The sequence below is a fragment of the Mycobacterium sp. 2-64 genome, assembly GCF_035918375.1.
GTDB lineage: Bacteria > Actinomycetota > Actinomycetes > Mycobacteriales > Mycobacteriaceae > Mycobacterium > Mycobacterium intracellulare.
This window is the reverse complement of sequence record NZ_CP142361.1, coordinates 4,168,880-4,186,700: the sequence shown is the minus strand read 5'-3', so window position 1 is coordinate 4,186,700 and position 17,821 is coordinate 4,168,880. Positions and strand designations below refer to the sequence as shown.

Below are 17,821 nucleotides of genomic sequence, written 5' to 3'. Positions count from 1 at the left end.
GTGTCGCTACCCGCCGTACGCCGGGCGCGGCATCTTGAAGATGCGACGTCCGTTGCGTAACACCGGGACACCGGCCTGCCCCGCGGTGCGCGTCGCGGGCAGGGGTCCCGGGACGTTGGAAGGGTCCGCCGCGGACGCCGACGCTGCTCGAAACATGGTGTCCGGCAACGGTTTGAGTGCGATACCGGCGGTGGGCGCGGGATTCGCAACCGTCCAGGTCTGCGGGACGGACAGCTTGCCCACCAGTGCCGCCCGGCCCAGGCCACCCAGCACGGGACCGCGGACGCCCGCGACTTGCGGCACCGCGGGCGCGGGGATGTCCGGCACGATGGGCACCCCGCCCTCGGCGGCCTTGGCGGCCTGGATATCGGAAAGGTCTAGCCCGTAACCCAATTGCCCCCATCCCAGCAGTGTGCGGGCCCCGGCCAGAAACGTCTGTCCCGGTGTGGTGATGAGTGTGTTGAAGTCGTCGACCGAACCGATAAGGGACAGACCGGATCCGGCCGCCGGCGCCTCGCCAAGGCCGGCCGAGGAAGCGTTCGTGACCACGCCCGACGCCAGCGCCGCGCGGGCCTGACCCGCGGCCGTGCCCACGGCTTCGTTGACCGCGGCGGCCTGGGCCGATTGGCCGTGCGCATTCGTGGTGCGGGGCGGCTCGGTGAACGGCGTGAAAACGGTGGCTGCCGACGACGTTGCGGCGTAGCCGTACATGGCGGTGGCATCCTGCGCCCACATCTCGGCGTAGGCGGTCTCGGTGGCCGCGATCGCCGCGGCGTTCTGTCCGAAGAAGTTGGTCGCGATCAGGGTGAGGAGCGCAAATCGGTTGGCGGCCACCACATGTGGCGGCACCGTTGCGGCGAAGGCCGCCTCATAGGCGGCGGCGGCTGCGCGTGCCTGCGCGGCGGTCTGGCCGGCCTGGGCCGCCGTGGTGGACGCCCACGCCACATACGGTTCGACCGCGGCGGCCATTGCCGTGGCAGCATCGCCGGACCACGCGCGTCCACGCAGTTCCGAAAGCGTGGCGGAGTAGCCGGCGGCGTGGGACTCCAGTTGCGCCGCCAGCGCGTCCCACGCCGAGGCGGCGGCCGACATCGGGGCCGAGCCCGGGCCGGCATACATTCTGGCCGAGTTGATCTCGGGCGGCAGCGCCCCGAAATCAAGCATCGGCGATCCTTTCTGAACAAGCGCACACGCGGTCGCTGCAGGTCCATGCCTGCACTGAAGAGTGGAAGTGGCGGCTATCCGCCCGCGGAAGGACGCGGCATCTTGAATTGGCGTGGGGCCACCCGCAAGACGTTGTTGACCGAGGGCCGCGACAGCAGCGCCGAGGATGCCCCCGCACCCGCCGCCGGAGCCCCGCCCCACATATTGGTCGCCGGCCCTTCGTGCCATGACGGCCCACCGTCGAGCTCGGCATCCGACAGCCAATGCGACTCGGCGACGGTGGCGATCGTCGGGTTCGTCGCCGCCCAGCTCTGCGGGACCGACAGCCGCCCCACCGCGCTCGCGCTGCCCGTGCTCGCGAGGGTCGGCCCGGCGACGCCCGCCGTGCCGGTCGAGACACTCGCCGCCGCGGCGGGGGCGGCGGCTTTGGCGGCTTCGCTCGCCGCCTGCAGGTTGGCGCGGAAGGCCCCGGTGCCGAAGGTGCCCGCCGACGTGACGGTGCGGCTCATGGCGTCGCCGAGATTCACCGGCGCCGTCAGCGTGTTGAAATCGTCGACGGCGTCGAGGGCGGAGCCTGTCGAAGTGCCGCCAGAAGGTGGCGTTTCGGAGAGGTTTTGCAACTTCTGCGGCACGGTCGACATCGTCCGGGACAACGCGGCATGAGATTGCGACGCGGCCGAGCCGTTCGTGGCCTGGGCGACCGCGGCGGCTTGCCCGGGCTGGCCGTCGGCGTTGGTGGTCCGCGGAGGCTCGTGGAACTGCGTCAGCGTCGTCGCGCCCGACGACGAGGCGGCGTAGCCGTACATGGCGGCGGCATCCTGGGCCCACATCTGTTCGTAGGCGCCCTCGGTCGCCCCGATCATCGCGGTGTTCTGTCCCAGGAGGTTGCTCGCGACCAGTTGCGCCAGGAGGGTGCGGTTGGCCGTGACCAGCGCGGGCGGCACCGTCGCGCCGAAGGCCGCCTCGTAGGCGGCCGCCGCGGCCCGCGCCTGGCTGGCCGCCTGTTCGGCCTGGGCCCCCGCGGCCGCCAGCCATGCCACGTACGGGGCCGCCGCGGTGGCCATCGCGGCCGCGGCGCTGCCGGTCCAGCTCTCACCTTCCAGCTGGGCGATCACCGCGGAGTACCCGCGCGACGCGGTCTCCAGCCCGTTGGCCAGCACGTCCCAGGCGGCCGCCGCGGCGACCATCGGCGCCGAGCCGGGGCCGGCATACATTCTGGTCGAGTTGATTTCTGGTGGCAGGGCCCCGAAATCGAGCATTGGTACTTCCTCTTCGTCGGTCGGCCCCGGGAGCATTCCGCCACCAGGCGGCAGAGCCGACTGGCGGTGAACCCGGGACCGTCGCTAGCTCTCGCGGGCGACGACGGCCTCGTGCGTTGCGGCCCAGGCGCGTCGACGAGCAGGCAATGGCAAGCGAGTCAAGGGACTTGATCATCGGAATGTTAAATGAAATTTACTTGGTGTTTACGGCCGCCTCGGCGTCGCCTCGTCTGCTGCAAATTTGCCGGCGACGTTGCGGCATGTTCGCCGGATTGTCGACGATCGAGGCTCACGCGCGGTTATGACGGGCTTGCGCGTCTGGCGTCCTGGCCCTTTGGCGCCCGGGGCGGCGTGAAAGCAAATTTTTCTCTGCTTGAGTAAAACCCAACGACCCGCATTCGACGGCCAGAAGCGGTTGACGCACAAGCGATCGACAGCCGGGGTCACCAGCGGGCCGAGTGTCGACGCGCTCGTCAGTTAATTGCGTCCCGGGCCGGCGTTGTAGCAAACACGGGTCACCTCCCGGCGTCACGGCGAAGACCGCGCCGGCCGGCGTCGCTCGACCCCTGGGGATTTCGTTTGCTGGCCGAACCCCGTGCGGGGACCGCGGGGGCGCGATCCCCGCCGCCAAAAACTCCGTAAGTTGACCATCTTTACTTGTAGGCTGGTTCTGATCGGGTTTGGTTGATAAGCAATATGGTGAAGGTGTGTGGCGGCGGCGCCGTAGCTGCGCATCGACTTCGTTGCGAACAGGATCGAGAAATGCCGAACAACATCACCTGGCACGAACACAAGATCAGCCGCGGCGAGCGCGAGGAACTCAACGGCCACCAGGGTTGCGTCATCTGGTTCACCGGGCTGAGCGGCAGCGGCAAGAGCACGGTCGCCAACATCGTCGAACAAAAGCTCTACGAGCGGGGCATCCGGAGCTATCTCCTGGACGGCGACAACGTCCGCTACGGGCTCAACGCCGGTCCGGAGCTGCTCGAGGAACGCCATGGGCCCGAGTTCGCCAAGCGGTTCGGGCTGGGATTTACCGCCGAGGACCGTGAGGAGAACATCCGCCGCATCGGCGCGGTCGCGAAGCTGTTCTGCGAGGCCGGCGTCATCGCTTTGACGGCCTTCATCAGCCCTTACGTGCGTGATCGGGACGCGATCCGGGCCACGCTGGGTGACGGCGATTTCCAGGAGATCTTCATCGACACCCCGATCGAGGTGTGCGAGCAGCGCGATCCCAAGGGTCTCTACAAGAAGGCCCGGGCCGGTGAAATCAAGGGATTCACCGGGATCGACGACCCCTACGAAGCCCCGGCGCGCCCGGAGCTGCGCCTCGAGGGCGGAACGAAGGACGCGGACACGCTGGCCGACGAGGTGATCGCCCACCTCGAGAGGGCGGGCATCATCCGGGCCTTGCACCGAGTTCACGACGACCTGGAGAGCAGCGAGGTCACGGCATGAGCTACACGGGTCACAACGGGAAGCCGATCGTGGAGCGGGTGGCCACGGACGACGCGAGCGGCCGGATCGAGGGGTTGGCGCGCGTGCCGATCTCGAAGGCCACCGCGCACGAAGTCATCAGCCTTTCCTACGGTTTCTTCACCCCACTGACCGGCTTCATGGGCCGCCAAGAGGTCGACGGGACCCTGGACAACTTCGCGCTGCCGGACGGAACGTTGTGGAGCATTCCGATCGTCTTCGACATGTCCGCCGACGACATCGCGGAATTCGATATCAAGGAAGGCGCCAGCGTCGTTCTCGACTATCTCGGGGCCCCCATGGCCGTCTTCGACGTCACCGAGATCTACGAATACGACCTCGAGCGCATGGCCGAAAAAACCTACGGCACAACCGATCCCCGACACCCCGGGGTGAAGAAGACCATGGGCTACGAAAACCGGTTCATCGGCGGGGATGTCACGCTGATCAACGAACCCGTTTTCAACGAGCCCTTCGCAGGCTTCTGGCTCACCCCCAAGCAGCACCAGGACGCGTTGGCCGAGCGGCATTGGCAGCGGGTGGTCGCCCACCAGACCAGGAACGTTCCGCACACCGGGCACGAGGCGTTGATGAAACAGGCGTGGCTGGCCGCGAACGAGGATCAGCCCGTCGACAATCTGAACACCGGCGTGCTGGTGAACGCGATCATCGGCCAGAAGCGGGTGGGCGATTACATCGACGAGGCAATACTGTTGGCGCAGAACGCCCTACGCACCAGCGGATATTTTCGCGAGAACGTGCACATGGTGTCCTTCACCCTCTGGGACATGCGGTATGCGGGGCCACGCGAGGCGATATTCCACGCGATCCTGCGGACGAACCTGGGCTGCACGCATCACATGTTCGGGCGAGACCACGCGGGTGTGGGCGATTTCTACCACCCGTACGATTCCCAGAACATCCTCAAGCAGTACCGCGACCAGCTGGGCATCAAGCCGGTGTTCCTGCGGGAGAACTGGTATTGCCCGGTGTGCCTGGAGGTCACCAACTCCGCCCTGTGCGGCCATGATTCACAAGCGCAAAGCTTCAGCGGCAGCCTGATCCGAAGCATCCTGACCGACGAAGTCAAGCCGACGCAGAAGGTGATGCGCCACGAGGTGTTCGAGGTCGTGATGGAGTGCGCCGCAAAGCACGGTCAGGGTTCGCCGTTCGTCACCGAGGAGTACTTGCGGGACAGGCTGCCGGTCTTCACGCTCAACCAATTGGAGGGTTCGTGAGCAGCGACGACAAACACTTCAAGGTCAACGTCTGGATCAACGAGGAGCGGCTGGAGGCGCTGGCGAACGCCGGGATGGCCGACCTGGCCAACGAGGCTTTCGCAGGCATGAAGCTGCTGGAGATATACACCACCGAAGAGCAGAAAAATATTGTCCTGCAACGCTATCCGGGATCCAAGTACGATTCCGCCACCACCCGCTCCATTGAGCTGCTGCCCAAGCAGGCCAAGGACAGGCTGTTGGAGCTGTCGATCGCGATGCATTCCACCGGTCCGGATGTGATGGGCCGCTTCCTCGAGGAAACGAAGCCCTGAGCCGACGGTAGTGCCGCCGCCGCTGTCAGAGATCGGCCAAGCCCGCCGCCAGCAGGACGAGCCCGACCGCGACGAGCAGCGCGGCGACCTCGATGCGACGCCGCGACCGTATCCAGTCCTGCAGCGCGGTCATCGCCGCGCGCGTCGCCGTCGGCGCCAACAGGTAAGCGACCAATGGAATCTCGACAAGTGAGAACGCGATGACGTTGAACATCAGCAGCGCCCCCAATTGCGTCATGACCGGCGCTCCGGACGCCAGGATGACCGCCAGGGCGGCCAGGTAATCCACCGACGGCAGCGCGATGCCGAGGCCCGCGGCGGCGGCGACCCACAGGGAACGTCCGTCGAGCAGTCGTCGGAGCCGAGTCGTCAGCCAGGCGGGCCCGGCGCGGTCGCGGTCGGGAGGAACGCCCCGGGATCCCCGCCGCCGGTCCGCGACGATCTTCACCGCCAGTCCCGCGGCGGCCGCCAATGCCAGTGCGCCGATGAGGATCTGCACGCGGGGCAAGGTGAAGTATGTCGAGCGCAGCAGTACGCGCCGGAGGACGAACAAGACGGTCGCACCCACCGTCAACCCCATCGCGAACCCGCCGGCCACAAATGCGAGCAATTGCAGCAGCGGCTTGGGGCGATTGAGCATCAGCACCGTCATGCCGATCCGGAACGGCTCCAGGCTCACGGCAAGGGCCATCACACCGATGGTGAACAACATCGCAGATACCGGACCGGTCAGGCGTCCAGCCGGGTGAACTGTTGCCGTCGGTACCGCTCGACGCACGCGGCCCGCCGGATCTTGCCGCTCGTCGTGGTGGGAATCGATCCGGGCGCCACCAGCACCAGGTCGGCCACGTTGAGCCCGTGCGAGTCCGAAATCGCCGCGGTCACATCGTTCTTGAGGGCGTCGAGGCCGCGCTGCCCGCGCTCGCCGGACTCGCCGCGGTTCTTCAGTTCGATGATGGTCACCAATTTCTCGGTCTCGTCCACCGGCACCGCGATCGCCGCGACGCGGCCGCCGGTGATCGCCTGCACGGTCGACTCGATGTCCTCCGGATAGTGGTTGCGCCCGTAGACGATCAGCAAATCCTTCATCCTGCCCACGATGAACAACTCGCCGTCGCAGAGAAAGCCGAGATCACCGGTGCGCAGCCACGGGCCCTCGGGGGTGCCCGGCGACGGGTCGGCCAGGACGGCGCCGAAGGTGCGCTGCGTTTCCTCCGGCTTTTGCCAATAGCCGTCGGCCACGTTGTCGCCGTGGACCCAGATTTCGCCGACCGTTCCGTGCGGGCACAGCGTGCCGGTGTCGGGGTCCACGATTCGTACCGTCGGTGATTGTGGCACGCCGTAGCTCAGCAGCGGCGAGCCGGTCCGTGTGGAGGACGGCTGGGCGTTGCCCTCGGCCAGCTTCTCCGGGTCGAAGTGAACGACTTTCGGGGCGCCGGCCTGCGCACGGCTGGCCACGTAGACGGTCGCCTCCGCCAGGCCGTAGGAGGGTTGCATCATGTCTTCGCGAAAGTTGTACGGGGCGAACCGTTTACAGAACCGGTCGAGCGTGGCGGGATGAATTCGTTCGGCGCCGCTGACGATGCTGATGATGTTGCCCAGGTCGAGCCCGGCCAGGTCCGCGTCCGTCGACTTGCGCGCCGCGAGTTCGAAGGCGAAGTTCGGTGCGGCCGAGAAGACCGGAACGGCCTGGGCCATCGCCTGGATCCACCGTGCGGGCCGCTGCAGGAACGCGACCGGGCTCGTCAGCACACCGGGGTAACCGCCGAGGATCGGAGCGATGACGCCTTGCATCAGGCCCATGTCGTGGTAGAAGGGCAGCCACGACACGCACACGCTGTCGCGGGGGGCCACGCCGTTGAAATCCGGGAAGTAGGCGGCCATCAGCTGCTGGAAATTCACGTGCAGGTTCCGGTGCGAGACCATGACTCCGGCCGGAAGGCGGGTGGAGCCCGACGTGTACTGCAGGTACGCGATGCTCGGGGCGTCGCTGACGCGGATGCCCGGCGGATTCGGATCGTCGAGGCTCAGGGAGTCGACCTCGATGACGGCCGGGGTCGCACCGTGCGGCCGCTGCAGATATTCGTCCACGGCCGCGGCGGCCGTGGAGGTGGTGAGAACGACGGCCGGCCCGGTGTCGGCCAGGACGGCACTGACCCGCTCGTCGTGCGTGCCCGGCTGCGGAACCATCAGCGGTACCGCGATCAGCCCGGCCTGTATCGCGCCGAGGAACGCCACGATGTAGGGGAGGCCTTGGGGGGCAAGGATCACGGCCCGCTCCCCGCTGCTGGCGGTCCGCGTGACCTCGTGCGCAACGTGCAGGGTCCGCCGATACAGCTGCGCCCACGTCAGCGATTCGGTGACGCCCGCCCAGTCCTGCTCGTAATCGGTATAGAGAAAGGCTAACTCGTCGGGCTGCAGACCGGCGCGTTCCCGCAACAGGGAGACGACGGACGTATGTTGCATGCGGGCCAGGTTACCGCCTCGGCCCTTTCGCGTATGACGGTCGTGCGAGGCCCGGGCCGCGAGAAACCGTGGCGGGCCAAACGGCCTATGCGCCTTACGTTTTCGAACCCGTCGCGCCAGTGTCCCAGGTTCCCGGCATCATCGGCGTGCGGGGGCCGTCGTCGAACTCGTCGACGACGAGTGCGCTCAATCCCGCCGGCGCGGCGGCGGTCTTCGTGGGGACGGTTCCGGCGAACCCCATCGTCGGCGCGGGCCGGTCCGAGGCCGTCGTCGCCGGCTCGGGCTCGAGATCCATGTATTCGTAGCCCCGGCCGAGCTGGGAGACCTTGACCCGTTGCCGGCGCTTCTTCGTCGCGTCTTCCTCCGGCAGGGCCACGGCTTCGGCCTCGGCGGCGTCGGCCGCCGCCGCCCTTCGGGCGCGGGCGCTGGTGCTCGCGGCCCAGCGCGCGTCCGCGGCCAGGCCACCGACCATGTAGCCCAGGCCTTGCATCGCCGCGACCGGCGGTCCCGCCGGTGTGGGCGGCGGGGCGCCGGGCGCGGGCGACGCGGGAGCCGCGGCGGGTGTGGAGGCCGGCGTGGGCGCCGGAGATGGCGCCGGGGTCGGCGTGGGCGGCGGGGTGGGTGCCAGTGCCACGGGGACGAGTGCCGGGGCCGGGATGATCGGCACGATCGGGATGGCGTGCAGCCCGGCCAGGCCCGTCAGGCCCGCCAAGCCTCCGATCAGGGTGGGGACGACCAGCGGGACCACGGCGACGGTCAGCAGCGGCACGATGAGCGGAATCAGCACGATCATCTGCTCGAGCAACGTCTTGATCAGCGCGATGGTGTCGGTGATGACCGTGCCGATCACTTCGATGGTGGTGAACAGGATGGTCCACGCGATCGTCGCGGGGTTGCCCGAGGCGAATGCCGCCGCCAGGTCCGCCGCGACGAAGCTGAACATCTGCCCGAGATAGGCGAAGTACGAACCGAAGTCCATCGGGTAGCCCAGCGCGAACGCGATGTTGAACGGGTTCAAAAAGCTCAACGGGTTGCCCAGTGAAGGCAGCCACGGGTCGAAACCGGAGAACATGGACTGGAAGAACGGATTGTTCATCAGCTGGTCGATCAACGGCTGGATGAACCGGTTGTAGAAGTCGACGAACCCGGTCTTCTCCAGCCAGTCCATCCACTGGTCCTGCGTGTCGGGGGGATACGACGACGACTGCTCCGCCGTGGCGGCCGGCGCGGTGGCCTTCATGACCTCGGGAGCCGGCTCGGCCGGCGGCGCGGTGGCCACCGCGGCGGTCGCCACGCCCTCGTACGTGCTCATCACCGTGGCCGCCTGAACCCACATCCGCGCGTAGTCGGCTTCGTTCACCGCGATCGGAATCGTGTTGATGCCAAAGAAATTCGTCGCCGTCAAGACGGCGTGGGCGGCGTGATTGGCGGCCAGCTCGGGCATCGTCGGCATGGCCGCGAGGGCCACGGTGTAGGCGGTGGCGGCGAGGTCCTGCTGGGCGGCCATGGTCGCGCTGTCGGCGCTGGCCTGCGCCAGCCAGGCGAGATACGGCGCGTGCGCGGCCGCGTACTCCGCGGCGCTCGGACCGTCCCAGCTGCCGGCCTGCACGGCGTCCAGCAGCGCGGTCAGCTCGTTGGCCGTTTCGGCATATTCCACGCTCAGCGAGCTCCAGGTCGCCGCGGACGCCAGCAGCGGGCCCGGCCCCGGTCCGCTGCTGAGCAGCGTCGAATGCACCTCGGGAGGGGAGGCCATCCAGATCGGGGCGGTCATCGCTCGCCGCCGCGCGGATCGGTGTGACGGGAGTGGGCGCGGCGGCACCGCGCCGCTGTGACGGCGGCATTGAAGGCCACCCATGCCGGACGAAACATGGACGTTGACAGCTCTCTCGGGGTACACCCGCCCCGGGTCGCAGTACGCGATGACGCGAGTGTCCTGGCTCTCGGATCGCCGCTCGCCTCGCCTTCCAGCTTTTCAGCCGTGGCCGTTGAGGTTCGCTCCCCGATGACAGTGGCGGGACCGCGCCGGATTCGCACCGGCTTCCTGCGTCGTCATCACCTTACGGGGTGACATTCTTGCATCCCCTCCGAGCAAATGTCGTCAAATCGTCCCAAGGCGGTCGGCGCGGACCGGCGTGCCCGTGTGTCGGCGCCGTTCCAGGATCCGTAGTCCCAGCGAGAACAGCAGCCGGACCTCGGGGTCGGCCAGCGAGGTCGACAGCAGCTTCTCGATTCGCCGCACGCGGTAGCGAACCGTATTCGGATGCACCCGCAATGCCTGTGCGGCCGCGGTGATGTCGCCGAAGGCGTCCAGGTAGGTCCGCAGCGTTTCCGCGAGCACCGGATCGTCTTCGCCCAGCTGCACGATCCGCGGATCGATCAGGCGCTCGTCGCTGCCGACCAGGGTCACGATCTCGTCGACCAGGACGGTGGTGCGCGCTTCGGCCAGCGAAGTCACCTGCCCGAACGAAATGGGATGGCGCTCAGCGCTGTCCAGCACCCGGTCCACCTCGACGCGCGCCGCGGCGGCCCCGGCCAGGCCCGCGACCGGAGCCGCGATGGCCGCCCGCAGCTGCACCCCGAGCTCGGCACGCATGGCGCCGATGGTGCCCCGCACCCAGGAGATGACCGACCGATGCTGCGTCTGGGTCCGGGCCACGGGAAGCAGCACGTACGTTCGTGAACCGTTCGAGGCCACCTGGGCGTCGCGGCGGAATGCGCTGGCGCTCAGCGCAATTATGTCGGCGAGCCGCGCCTGGCCGGCCGAAGCGTCGGCGGCGTCCCACCCGATCAGGGCTGCGGTGGTGTCGGCGGCCAGTCCGAGTTCGCCGGCGATGACCGCGGCGTCGACGGGTTCGTCGGCCAGGCCCAGCAATTGCTGGACCCGCCGGGCGTGGGTGGAGGGCCGGGCCGCCAGCCGCCACATGATGCGGGCGGCCAGCACGGCGGCGCCGCGCAACATCTCCTCGGCGTCGTCGGCCAGCGGTTGTGAGCCCTGCTGCACCCAGATGGTTCCGGCGAATTCGCGCGGGCGCCGCGCGTCGGTCGCGGGCTGGTGGATCCCGATGGCCAGCCGCGGGCGCAGGCCCAGCTCGGGCCGCTCGTCGACGCGCACCACCTCGGTGCCCGATCGCAGGGCATCGAAGATGCCCCATTGGCCGATCCACTCCAGATGTTCGGGCGGGCCGGCCCTGCCCAGGATGGAAAGGCGCCGCAACTCGTCGGCTTCGTCGTTGGACGCCGAGTAGGCCAAGACATGGGATTGCGCGTCCTCGATGCTGACCATGCCGTGGATGCGGTCGGCGAGCGACTGCGCCAGCCCGAACAAGTCGGTGCCCGAGTCGTCCATCGCGTCGGCGCGGTCGCCGTGATGCTCGAGGACGTGATTGACCAATTGGTAGAGGCGTTCCCACCGGGCGCGCGGGTCGACGGCCACCACCGCCGCGCCCGCCGCGACGGCCGTGCTCACCAGCGCGGGGGAGGGCTCTTTGACGAAGATGGCCACCGGCACGCGCTCGCGCGCCTGCCTGCCCATCCAACGCATCGCCTCGTCGTCGGCGACCCCCAACAGGAAGAAGACGTCGGCGGCGCCCGCCGCGGCCGCGAGACCCAGGCGCACGTCGTCGGAGTCGATCAGCGCGGCCGAACCCACCGGCAGGTCCAGGCCACGGGGGGCATCGGCGAGGCTGACCAGGGTCGCGTCCAGCGCGAGCAACAGCTGACCCAGCCCCACACCGGCCATGTTGTCCGATTCTACTATGAATCCAGTCGGGTATTGTCCGATCAGCTAACTCCATGCGCGATCGCCGCGAGGATCCTGGCGTCATGGACGCCGTCACTCAGGTCCCGATGCCGGCCAACGAGCCGGTCCACGACTACGCGCCGCGTTCCCCGGAACGCACCCGGCTGCGCGCCGAACTGACCGCGCTCGCCGAGCATCCGATCGACCTGCCGCACGTCATCGGCGGCGATCACCGGATGGGCGAGGGTGAGCGCCTCGATGTCGTCCAGCCGCACCGGCACGCCGCGAAGCTGGGCACCCTGACCAACGCCGTGCACGCCGACGCGACGGCGGCGATCGACGCCGCAATGGCCGCCAAAAGCGGCTGGGCGGCAATGCCGTTCGACGAGCGGGCGGCGGTGTTCCTGCGCGCCGCCGACCTGCTGGCCGGGCCGTGGCGGGAGAAAATCGCCGCCGCGACGATGCTCGGCCAATCCAAGTCCGCCTATCAGGCCGAGATCGACTCGCCGTGCGAGCAGATCGACTTCTGGCGCTTCAACGTGGCGTTCGCGCAACAGATTCTGGCGCAGCAACCGATCAGCGGGCCGGGGGAGTGGAACCGCAGCGAGTACCGCCCGCTCGACGGCTTCGTGTACGCGATCACGCCGTTCAACTTCACCTCCATCGCCGGCAACCTGCCGACCGCCCCGGCGCTGATGGGTAACACCGTGATCTGGAAACCCTCGATCACCCAGACGTTGTCGGCCTATCTGACCATGCAGCTGCTCGAGGCCGCCGGCCTGCCGCCCGGGGTGATCAATCTGGTGGCCGGCGACGGCTTCGCGGTTTCCGATGTGGCGCTGGCCGATCGGCGGCTGGCCGGCATTCACTTCACCGGTTCGACGGCCACCTTCCAGCGGCTGTGGTATCAGGTCGGCACGAATATCGGTCACTACCACAGCTATCCGCGCCTGGTCGGCGAGACCGGCGGCAAGGACTTCGTGGTCGCGCACGCGTCCGCGCGCCCGGATGTGTTGTGCACGGCCCTGATTCGCGGGGCCTTCGACTACCAGGGGCAGAAATGCTCGGCGGCATCGCGGGCCTTCATCCCGCAGTCGGTGTGGCGCCGCATGGGTGACGACTTTTTGGGGGAGACGGCCGCGCTGCGCTACGGCGACGTCACCGATCTCGCCAACTTCGGCGGCGCGCTGATCGACCGGCGCGCCTTCATCAAGAACGTCGACGCCATCGAGCGGGCGAAGGGCGCGCCACACGTGACCATCGCCGTCGGCGGCGAATATGACGACCGCGAAGGCTATTTCGTACGCCCCACCGTCTTGCTGTCCGATGATCCGACCGATGAGTCGTTTTCCACCGAATACTTCGGGCCGCTGCTGTCGGTGCACGTCTATCCCGACGACGATTACGACAGGATCCTCGACGTCGTCGACCGCGGTTCCCGGTACGCGCTGACCGGCGCGGTGATCGCCGACGACCGGGACGCCGTGCTGACGGCCCAGCACCGGCTGCGGTTTGCCGCCGGCAACTTCTACATCAACGACAAGCCGACGGGCGCGGTCGTCGGGCGCCAGCCGTTCGGGGGCTCGCGCGGCTCGGGCACCAACGACAAGGCCGGATCGATGCTGAACCTGTTGCGCTGGACGTCGGCCCGCACCATCAAGGAGACGTTCGTCCCCGCCACCCGGCACACCTACCCGCACATGGGCGCCGAGTGATGCCCGGAGTCTTCGCGAGCACCCTGCGCCCGGCGATCCTGGCGGCGGCACGAGGCGACGTGGTGCGCCGTGCCGCCCAGCGGTTGCCGGTCACCCGTCGTGTGGTGCGCCGCTTCGTTCCCGGGGAGACGATCGGATCCGCGCTGAATGGCGTTGCGGCGCTGCGCTCGTCGGGCCGGCTCGTCAGCGTCGACTATCTGGGCGAGGACGTCCTGAGCACCGACGACGCCGACGCGGCGGTGCAGGTCTACCTGGAGCTGATCGACGGTCTGGGCGACCTCGATGCCGGGGGCGACGTGGTGCGGCCGCTGGAGGTCTCGATCAAGTTGTCCGCGCTGGGACAGACGCTGGGGCGCGACGGGCACAAGATCGCGCGGGAGAACGCGTGGTCGATCTGCGATGCGGCCCGGCGCGCGGGTGTGTGGGTGACGGTGGACGCGGAGAACCACACCACCACCGAGTCGACGCTGTCCATCGTGCGCGATCTGCGGGCCGAGTTCGCTTGGCTCGGCGTGGCTTTGCAGGCGTATCTGCGGCGCACGCCGGGCGACTGCGAGGAGTTCGCGGCGTCCGGGGCCCGGGTCCGGCTCTGCAAGGGCGCCTACGACGAGCCCGCGTCGGTGGCGTACCGGGGGCGCGCCGAGGTGACGGAGGCGTACCTGGCCTGCCTGCGGGTGCTGATGACCGGGACTGGCTACCCGATGGCGGCCTCCCACGACCCGGCTGTGATCAACGCGGCCAGCGTCATTGCCCGCGAATCGGGCCGTGGCGCCGGCGAATTCGAATACCAGATGCTGTACGGCATCCGCGACGACGAGCAGCGCCGCCTCACCGGGGCCGGTAACCACGTGCGCGTGTATCTGCCGTTCGGCACGCAGTGGTACGGGTACTTCATGCGGCGACTGGCTGAGCGGCCCGCCAACCTGACGTTCTTCTTGCGGGCTTTGGTCGGGCGCTGAGCCGGTCGCGTTGAGTGTGCGCTCACGGCTTCGAGTGTGAGCGTACGGCGGCGACACGCCGATGATCCCCGCCGAGGATCCACACGCAAAGCCGACGATTCACACGCAAAGCCCTGTCACTGAGCGCGGCGGGGCCGCGGCCGGTCGCTGGCGAAGCCGCGCACCACATGGGCGCGCACGAACTCCGCCGCCACGTCGGGATCGTCCATGTCCAGGGTCGACGACGGAGTGCTGAAGAGCGAGAACAGGATCCGTGCGAACCACTCGCCGGCCGCCTCGACGTCGAGATCCTTGCGCACCTCACCCGTGAGCCTGGCGGCCGACAGGTACGGGGCGAAGAACTCGACGCATTCGCGCAGCAGCACGCGGGCGTCCTTGGTCAACAACAGGCTGATCGCCTCCTCGTCAAAATACTTCTCGGAGGCAATGGTCCGCCGCGCCTGAGTGACGAATACCGCTGCGCGACTGAGCTTGTCCTCCAGCGTGCTGCCGCGGCTCATCGCCTTGGTCATCTCGCGGTAGAACTGCTGCGACGCGTGCTCGGCGCACGCCTCGACAATCGCGGCCTTGTCGCTGAAGTATTCATAGATGGTGCTGCGGGATACCCTCGCTTGCTTGGCGATGTCGACGATCGTCGCCTTGTCCAATCCCTGCTTGCCGAAACACGTGAACGCCGATTCGACGATGAGCTCGCGGGTGTCTGCGGCCTGGGCCGGTTGAGTCGTCACAAGACCGATGCCCCCTCAACCCGCCGGCGCGAGGATCAGCCCACTGGTGGGCACGCCGGTTCCGGAGGTGACCAGAACGTGCTCGACGTTGTCGACCTGGTTGTGCGAGGTGCCGCGGACCTGGCGCACCCCCTCGGTGATCCCGTTCATCCCGTGGATGTACGCCTCACCCAACAGGCCGCCGTTGGTGTTGATCGGAAGATCGCCGCCCAACGACAGTCGCTCGACGGTGGCGAAGTCCTTGGCCTCGCCGCGCCCGCAGAAGCCCAGTTCCTCGAGCTGGGTGAACACGAACGGCGTGAAATGGTCGTAGATGAAGGCGGTTTGGATGTCTTGCGGCTTGAGACCCGAATCGCGCCACAGCTGGCGGGCCACCACCCCCATCTCGGGCAGACCGGTGATGTCGTCGCGGTAGTAGCTCGTCATCATCTCGCCGTTGTAGGCCGCGCCCTGCGCGGCCGCGGTGATGACCGCCGGGGGCTGCCGTAGGTCGCGGGCGCGTTCGGCGCTGGTGACGACGAGCGCGACACCGCCGTCGCTCTCCTGGCAGCAGTCCAGCAACCGCAGCACAGGTTCGACGATCCAGCGCGAATTCTGATGATCTTCCAACGTGATCGGACGCTCGTAGAACCAGGCGTCGGGGTTTGTCGCCGCATGCTTTCGGTCGACGACGGCGATCCGGCCGAAGTCCTCGTTGGTGACGCCGTACGTCGACATGTACCGCTGGGCGTGCATCGCGACCCAGGCCGCGGGAGTGAGCAGCCCGAACGGCGCGTAATGCGCCATGAACAACGGGGTTTCGGCCATGCTGCGCCCACTGCCGCCGAACCGGAACCCGGAACGTTCGTTGAAGGCACGCCAGCACACCACCACATCGGCCACGCCCGTGGCGACCGCCATCGCCGCGTGCACCACGGTGCCGGCGGCGGCGCCCCCGCCGTGGTGCACGCGGGAGAAGAAGCTCAGATCGCCGATGCCCACGTTGCGGGCGATGTCGATCTCGTCGCTGGAATCCATGGTGAACGTGACCATGCCGTCGACGTCGCCGGGCGTCAGGCCGGCGTCATCCAGTGCGGCGCTGACCGCCTCGCACGCCAATTGCAGTTCGCTGCGCCCGGATTCCTTGGAGAACTCCGTCTGACCGATCCCCACGATGGCCGCCGCGCCCGGCAGCGTCCGGCTCATGCGCCCAGCCCGTCGAGCAGGCTGAGCACCGCGGTGCCGGAGACGTGGTCGCCCAGGCTGTTGGCCCCCGCGAAGGTCACCTCGACGAAGTTCTCGCCCCCCGAGCCTTCACGCTTTCCGGTGACGCTGCCGGTGAACCGCAGTGGATCGTCCGGAAAGCACGGCACGCCCAGGCGAATCGACAGGTTCTTGACCATCGCCTCGGGCCCCGCCCAATCGGTGAGGAAGCGTACGCAATAGCCGTTGGTGGTCAGGATGTTCATGAACAAGTTCGGCGAACCCTGCTGCTTGGCGTAGTCACGGTCGTGATGCACGGGCATGAAGTCACGGGTGGCGATCGCGCCGGCAACGATCATCGTGGTGGTGATCGGGATTTCCAGGGGCGTGACCTCGTCACCGACCGAAATGTCCCGCCACTGCAAAGTGCGGTTCGCGGTGGTCGTCATGCCTGTCCTTCCGAATCGATTGCGTCAAGGCGCGCTGACCGACCGCGGGGCCGGAATTGATGCAACACGAGGCCGTCGTCGAACGTCTGGTAGTAGACCTGTACCGCCAATCCGGTTGTCACGTCGGGGGGATCGATGCCGGTCAGGTTGGACACCAGCCGCACCCCCTCCTCGAGTTCCACCAGCGCGACGACGTAGGGATAGTCGAAGAACGGAAACTTGGGTTCGTGTGGCATCACGTAGCTGTACACCGTGCCGAGGCCGGAGGCCTCGATCGTGTCCCACTCGAGAGAACGGCAGTGCGGGCACATTGGCCGGGGCGGGTGCCGGAGCTCCCCGCAGCCACCGCATCGCTGAATCAGGAGCTTGTTCTCCCGCAATCCATTCCAGAAGAATTCGGTGTCCGGGGTGACCGCCGGCGCCAGACGGGCCGCCATCAGTTCGCCGGCCTGAATCGCAGCACCCGGAATCGCTGCCGCCCCAACACTTCGCCGTTCTGGTCGGTGTAGGTGGTCAGCCACGTCAGGAAGAAACCGGTGCCCAGCGCCGTCTTCTTCTCGTCGGAGACCGATTCGTAGACCGTCGTCGCGCTGATCACATCGCCCAGCCGAGGGTAACGTTCGATCTCGAACTCCGAATTGGTCGCCACTGTGCTGGTGTAGCCGGCCTCGTCGAGGAATTCCGTTGGGTTGCTTTTGATCTCGATCGGCGCCCCGCCCCGTTCGCCGATTCCCTCCAGTATCGGCGATGGCATCGTCCACGTCTGCAGCATCACCGGTGGCGACACGATGCCGCCGAACCGGGACGAGGCCGCGAACTCCGGGTCGAGGTACACCGGGTTCATGTCGGCCATCGCGTACGCCCAGTGCCGGATCATCGGCTGGTTCACCGGGTCCGGCGCCACCGAGGGCTTCCCGGTGCCGCCGGTCGGCTGCCCGACGAGGGCCCGCACCTTGGCGCTGACGGATTCTGGGTCGGTCACGTAGCAAGCCCCTCTCGCAGAACACCTTGATCCGACAGATTGATGCGATCTGTCTCGCGAGTTGTGTGTACTCTGCGCCGTCGCATGGTGTCAATACAACAGCAAAGTGCGCGAGGAGCTCCGGAATTCATGCAAATGACGATTGACGGC

The 17,821-nt window shown here is 67.9% G+C and carries 16 protein-coding genes and 1 riboswitch; of the genes, 5 read left to right on the top strand and 11 right to left on the bottom strand.

What is annotated here, in order from left to right; genetic code table 11:
- Window positions 1-6: 6 nt before the first annotated feature.
- Together QGN31_RS19395 and QGN31_RS19390 are read right to left on the bottom strand one after the other, a co-directional pair.
- Window positions 7-1,164, bottom strand: a complete 1,158-nt coding sequence (locus QGN31_RS19395) for a PPE family protein (RefSeq protein ID WP_009952339.1) — start codon at window positions 1,162-1,164, stop codon at window positions 7-9.
- 74 nt (window positions 1,165-1,238) lie between these two features.
- Window positions 1,239-2,423 (bottom strand): PPE family protein, encoded by a 1,185-nt coding sequence (locus QGN31_RS19390; RefSeq protein WP_014384047.1) that lies wholly within the window; start codon window positions 2,421-2,423, stop codon window positions 1,239-1,241.
- A gap of 762 nt (window positions 2,424-3,185) precedes the next feature.
- Here QGN31_RS19390 and cysC point away from each other — a divergent pair.
- The 3 genes from cysC to QGN31_RS19375 are packed head-to-tail and all read left to right on the top strand — an operon-like array spanning window position 3,186 to window position 5,451.
- Window positions 3,186-3,881, top strand: a complete 696-nt coding sequence (cysC, locus tag QGN31_RS19385) for an adenylyl-sulfate kinase (protein WP_008254549.1) — start codon at window positions 3,186-3,188, stop codon at window positions 3,879-3,881.
- A complete protein-coding gene (gene sat, locus QGN31_RS19380) occupies window positions 3,878-5,137 on the top strand; it encodes a sulfate adenylyltransferase (protein ID WP_008254551.1) in 1,260 nt (419 codons plus the stop codon). Before cysC ends, sat begins: the two co-directional genes overlap by 4 nt.
- Entirely contained in the window at window positions 5,134-5,451 is a 318-nt protein-coding gene (locus tag QGN31_RS19375; RefSeq protein WP_008254554.1) for a DUF6955 family protein, read from the top strand. Before sat ends, QGN31_RS19375 begins: the two co-directional genes overlap by 4 nt.
- A gap of 25 nt (window positions 5,452-5,476) precedes the next feature.
- On the opposite strand, the gene QGN31_RS19370 is transcribed toward QGN31_RS19375, so the two are convergent.
- The 4 genes from QGN31_RS19370 to QGN31_RS19355 all read right to left on the bottom strand — a co-directional run bounded on the left by QGN31_RS19370 (window position 5,477) and on the right by QGN31_RS19355 (window position 11,656).
- Window positions 5,477-6,163: a GAP family protein gene (locus QGN31_RS19370; RefSeq protein WP_008254555.1), complete on the bottom strand. Its 687-nt coding sequence runs from the start codon at window positions 6,161-6,163 to the stop codon at window positions 5,477-5,479.
- A gap of 17 nt (window positions 6,164-6,180) precedes the next feature.
- On the bottom strand, window positions 6,181-7,917 hold the full coding sequence (gene fadD21, locus QGN31_RS19365) for a fatty-acid--AMP ligase FAAL21/FadD21 (protein ID WP_014384050.1): 1,737 nt from the start codon (window positions 7,915-7,917) through the stop codon (window positions 6,181-6,183).
- 94 nt (window positions 7,918-8,011) lie between these two features.
- The gene (locus QGN31_RS19360; RefSeq protein WP_014941441.1) at window positions 8,012-9,688 is read right to left on the bottom strand and encodes a PPE family protein; all 1,677 of its coding nucleotides are present in this window, start codon (window positions 9,686-9,688) and stop codon (window positions 8,012-8,014) included.
- Window positions 9,689-9,823: 135 nt separating this feature from the next.
- A riboswitch (cobalamin riboswitch) is annotated at window positions 9,824-10,005 on the bottom strand.
- Window positions 10,006-10,015: 10 nt separating this feature from the next.
- Window positions 10,016-11,656, bottom strand: a complete 1,641-nt coding sequence (locus QGN31_RS19355; RefSeq protein WP_014941442.1) for a PucR family transcriptional regulator — start codon at window positions 11,654-11,656, stop codon at window positions 10,016-10,018.
- Window positions 11,657-11,739: 83 nt separating this feature from the next.
- Here QGN31_RS19355 and pruA point away from each other — a divergent pair, with 83 nt between their 5' ends.
- Both pruA and QGN31_RS19345 read left to right on the top strand, forming a co-directional pair.
- Window positions 11,740-13,371, top strand: a complete 1,632-nt coding sequence (pruA, locus tag QGN31_RS19350; protein WP_043955628.1) for an L-glutamate gamma-semialdehyde dehydrogenase — start codon at window positions 11,740-11,742, stop codon at window positions 13,369-13,371.
- Window positions 13,371-14,330, top strand: a complete 960-nt coding sequence (locus tag QGN31_RS19345; RefSeq protein WP_014384053.1) for a proline dehydrogenase family protein — start codon at window positions 13,371-13,373, stop codon at window positions 14,328-14,330. Before pruA ends, QGN31_RS19345 begins: the two co-directional genes overlap by 1 nt.
- Window positions 14,331-14,446: 116 nt before the next feature.
- On the opposite strand, the gene QGN31_RS19340 is transcribed toward QGN31_RS19345, so the two are convergent.
- From QGN31_RS19340 to QGN31_RS19320, 5 genes are read right to left on the bottom strand one after another with little or no spacing between them, the layout of a single operon-like run.
- A complete protein-coding gene (locus QGN31_RS19340) occupies window positions 14,447-15,058 on the bottom strand; it encodes a TetR/AcrR family transcriptional regulator (protein ID WP_009957220.1) in 612 nt (203 codons plus the stop codon).
- A gap of 15 nt (window positions 15,059-15,073) precedes the next feature.
- Window positions 15,074-16,243, bottom strand: a complete 1,170-nt coding sequence (locus tag QGN31_RS19335; protein ID WP_014384054.1) for a lipid-transfer protein — start codon at window positions 16,241-16,243, stop codon at window positions 15,074-15,076.
- Window positions 16,240-16,689: a MaoC family dehydratase gene (locus QGN31_RS19330; RefSeq protein WP_014384055.1), complete on the bottom strand. Its 450-nt coding sequence runs from the start codon at window positions 16,687-16,689 to the stop codon at window positions 16,240-16,242. The genes QGN31_RS19335 and QGN31_RS19330 overlap by 4 nt, the downstream gene beginning before the upstream one ends.
- Window positions 16,686-17,126 carry a Zn-ribbon domain-containing OB-fold protein gene (locus QGN31_RS19325; RefSeq protein WP_014384056.1) on the bottom strand — a complete coding sequence of 147 codons (441 nt, stop codon included), beginning with the start codon at window positions 17,124-17,126 and terminating at the stop codon, window positions 16,686-16,688. The genes QGN31_RS19330 and QGN31_RS19325 overlap by 4 nt, the downstream gene beginning before the upstream one ends.
- Window positions 17,126-17,671: an FAS1-like dehydratase domain-containing protein gene (locus QGN31_RS19320; protein WP_009957215.1), complete on the bottom strand. Its 546-nt coding sequence runs from the start codon at window positions 17,669-17,671 to the stop codon at window positions 17,126-17,128. The genes QGN31_RS19325 and QGN31_RS19320 overlap by 1 nt, the downstream gene beginning before the upstream one ends.
- Window positions 17,672-17,821: the final 150 nt, after the last annotated feature.

Excerpts from the sequence above, each read along its gene's own strand:
- QGN31_RS19355 (WP_014941442.1), bottom strand. The coding sequence starts at position 11,656 with ATGGCCGGTGTGGGGCTGGGTCAGCTGTTGCTCGCGCTGGACGCGACC.
- QGN31_RS19370 (WP_008254555.1), bottom strand. The coding sequence starts at position 6,163 with ATGTTGTTCACCATCGGTGTGATGGCCCTTGCCGTGAGCCTGGAGCCG.
- fadD21 (WP_014384050.1), bottom strand. The coding sequence starts at position 7,917 with ATGCAACATACGTCCGTCGTCTCCCTGTTGCGGGAACGCGCCGGTCTG.
- QGN31_RS19325 (WP_014384056.1), bottom strand. The coding sequence starts at position 17,126 with ATGGCGGCCCGTCTGGCGCCGGCGGTCACCCCGGACACCGAATTCTTC.
- QGN31_RS19330 (WP_014384055.1), bottom strand. The coding sequence starts at position 16,689 with ATGACGACCACCGCGAACCGCACTTTGCAGTGGCGGGACATTTCGGTC.
- QGN31_RS19395 (WP_009952339.1), bottom strand. The coding sequence starts at position 1,164 with ATGCTTGATTTCGGGGCGCTGCCGCCCGAGATCAACTCGGCCAGAATG.
- QGN31_RS19345 (WP_014384053.1), top strand. The coding sequence starts at position 13,371 with ATGCCCGGAGTCTTCGCGAGCACCCTGCGCCCGGCGATCCTGGCGGCG.
- QGN31_RS19390 (WP_014384047.1), bottom strand. The coding sequence starts at position 2,423 with ATGCTCGATTTCGGGGCCCTGCCACCAGAAATCAACTCGACCAGAATG.
- QGN31_RS19360 (WP_014941441.1), bottom strand. The coding sequence starts at position 9,688 with ATGACCGCCCCGATCTGGATGGCCTCCCCTCCCGAGGTGCATTCGACG.
- QGN31_RS19335 (WP_014384054.1), bottom strand. The coding sequence starts at position 16,243 with ATGAGCCGGACGCTGCCGGGCGCGGCGGCCATCGTGGGGATCGGTCAG.
- sat (WP_008254551.1), top strand. The coding sequence starts at position 3,878 with ATGAGCTACACGGGTCACAACGGGAAGCCGATCGTGGAGCGGGTGGCC.
- pruA (WP_043955628.1), top strand. The coding sequence starts at position 11,740 with ATGGACGCCGTCACTCAGGTCCCGATGCCGGCCAACGAGCCGGTCCAC.
- cysC (WP_008254549.1), top strand. The coding sequence starts at position 3,186 with ATGCCGAACAACATCACCTGGCACGAACACAAGATCAGCCGCGGCGAG.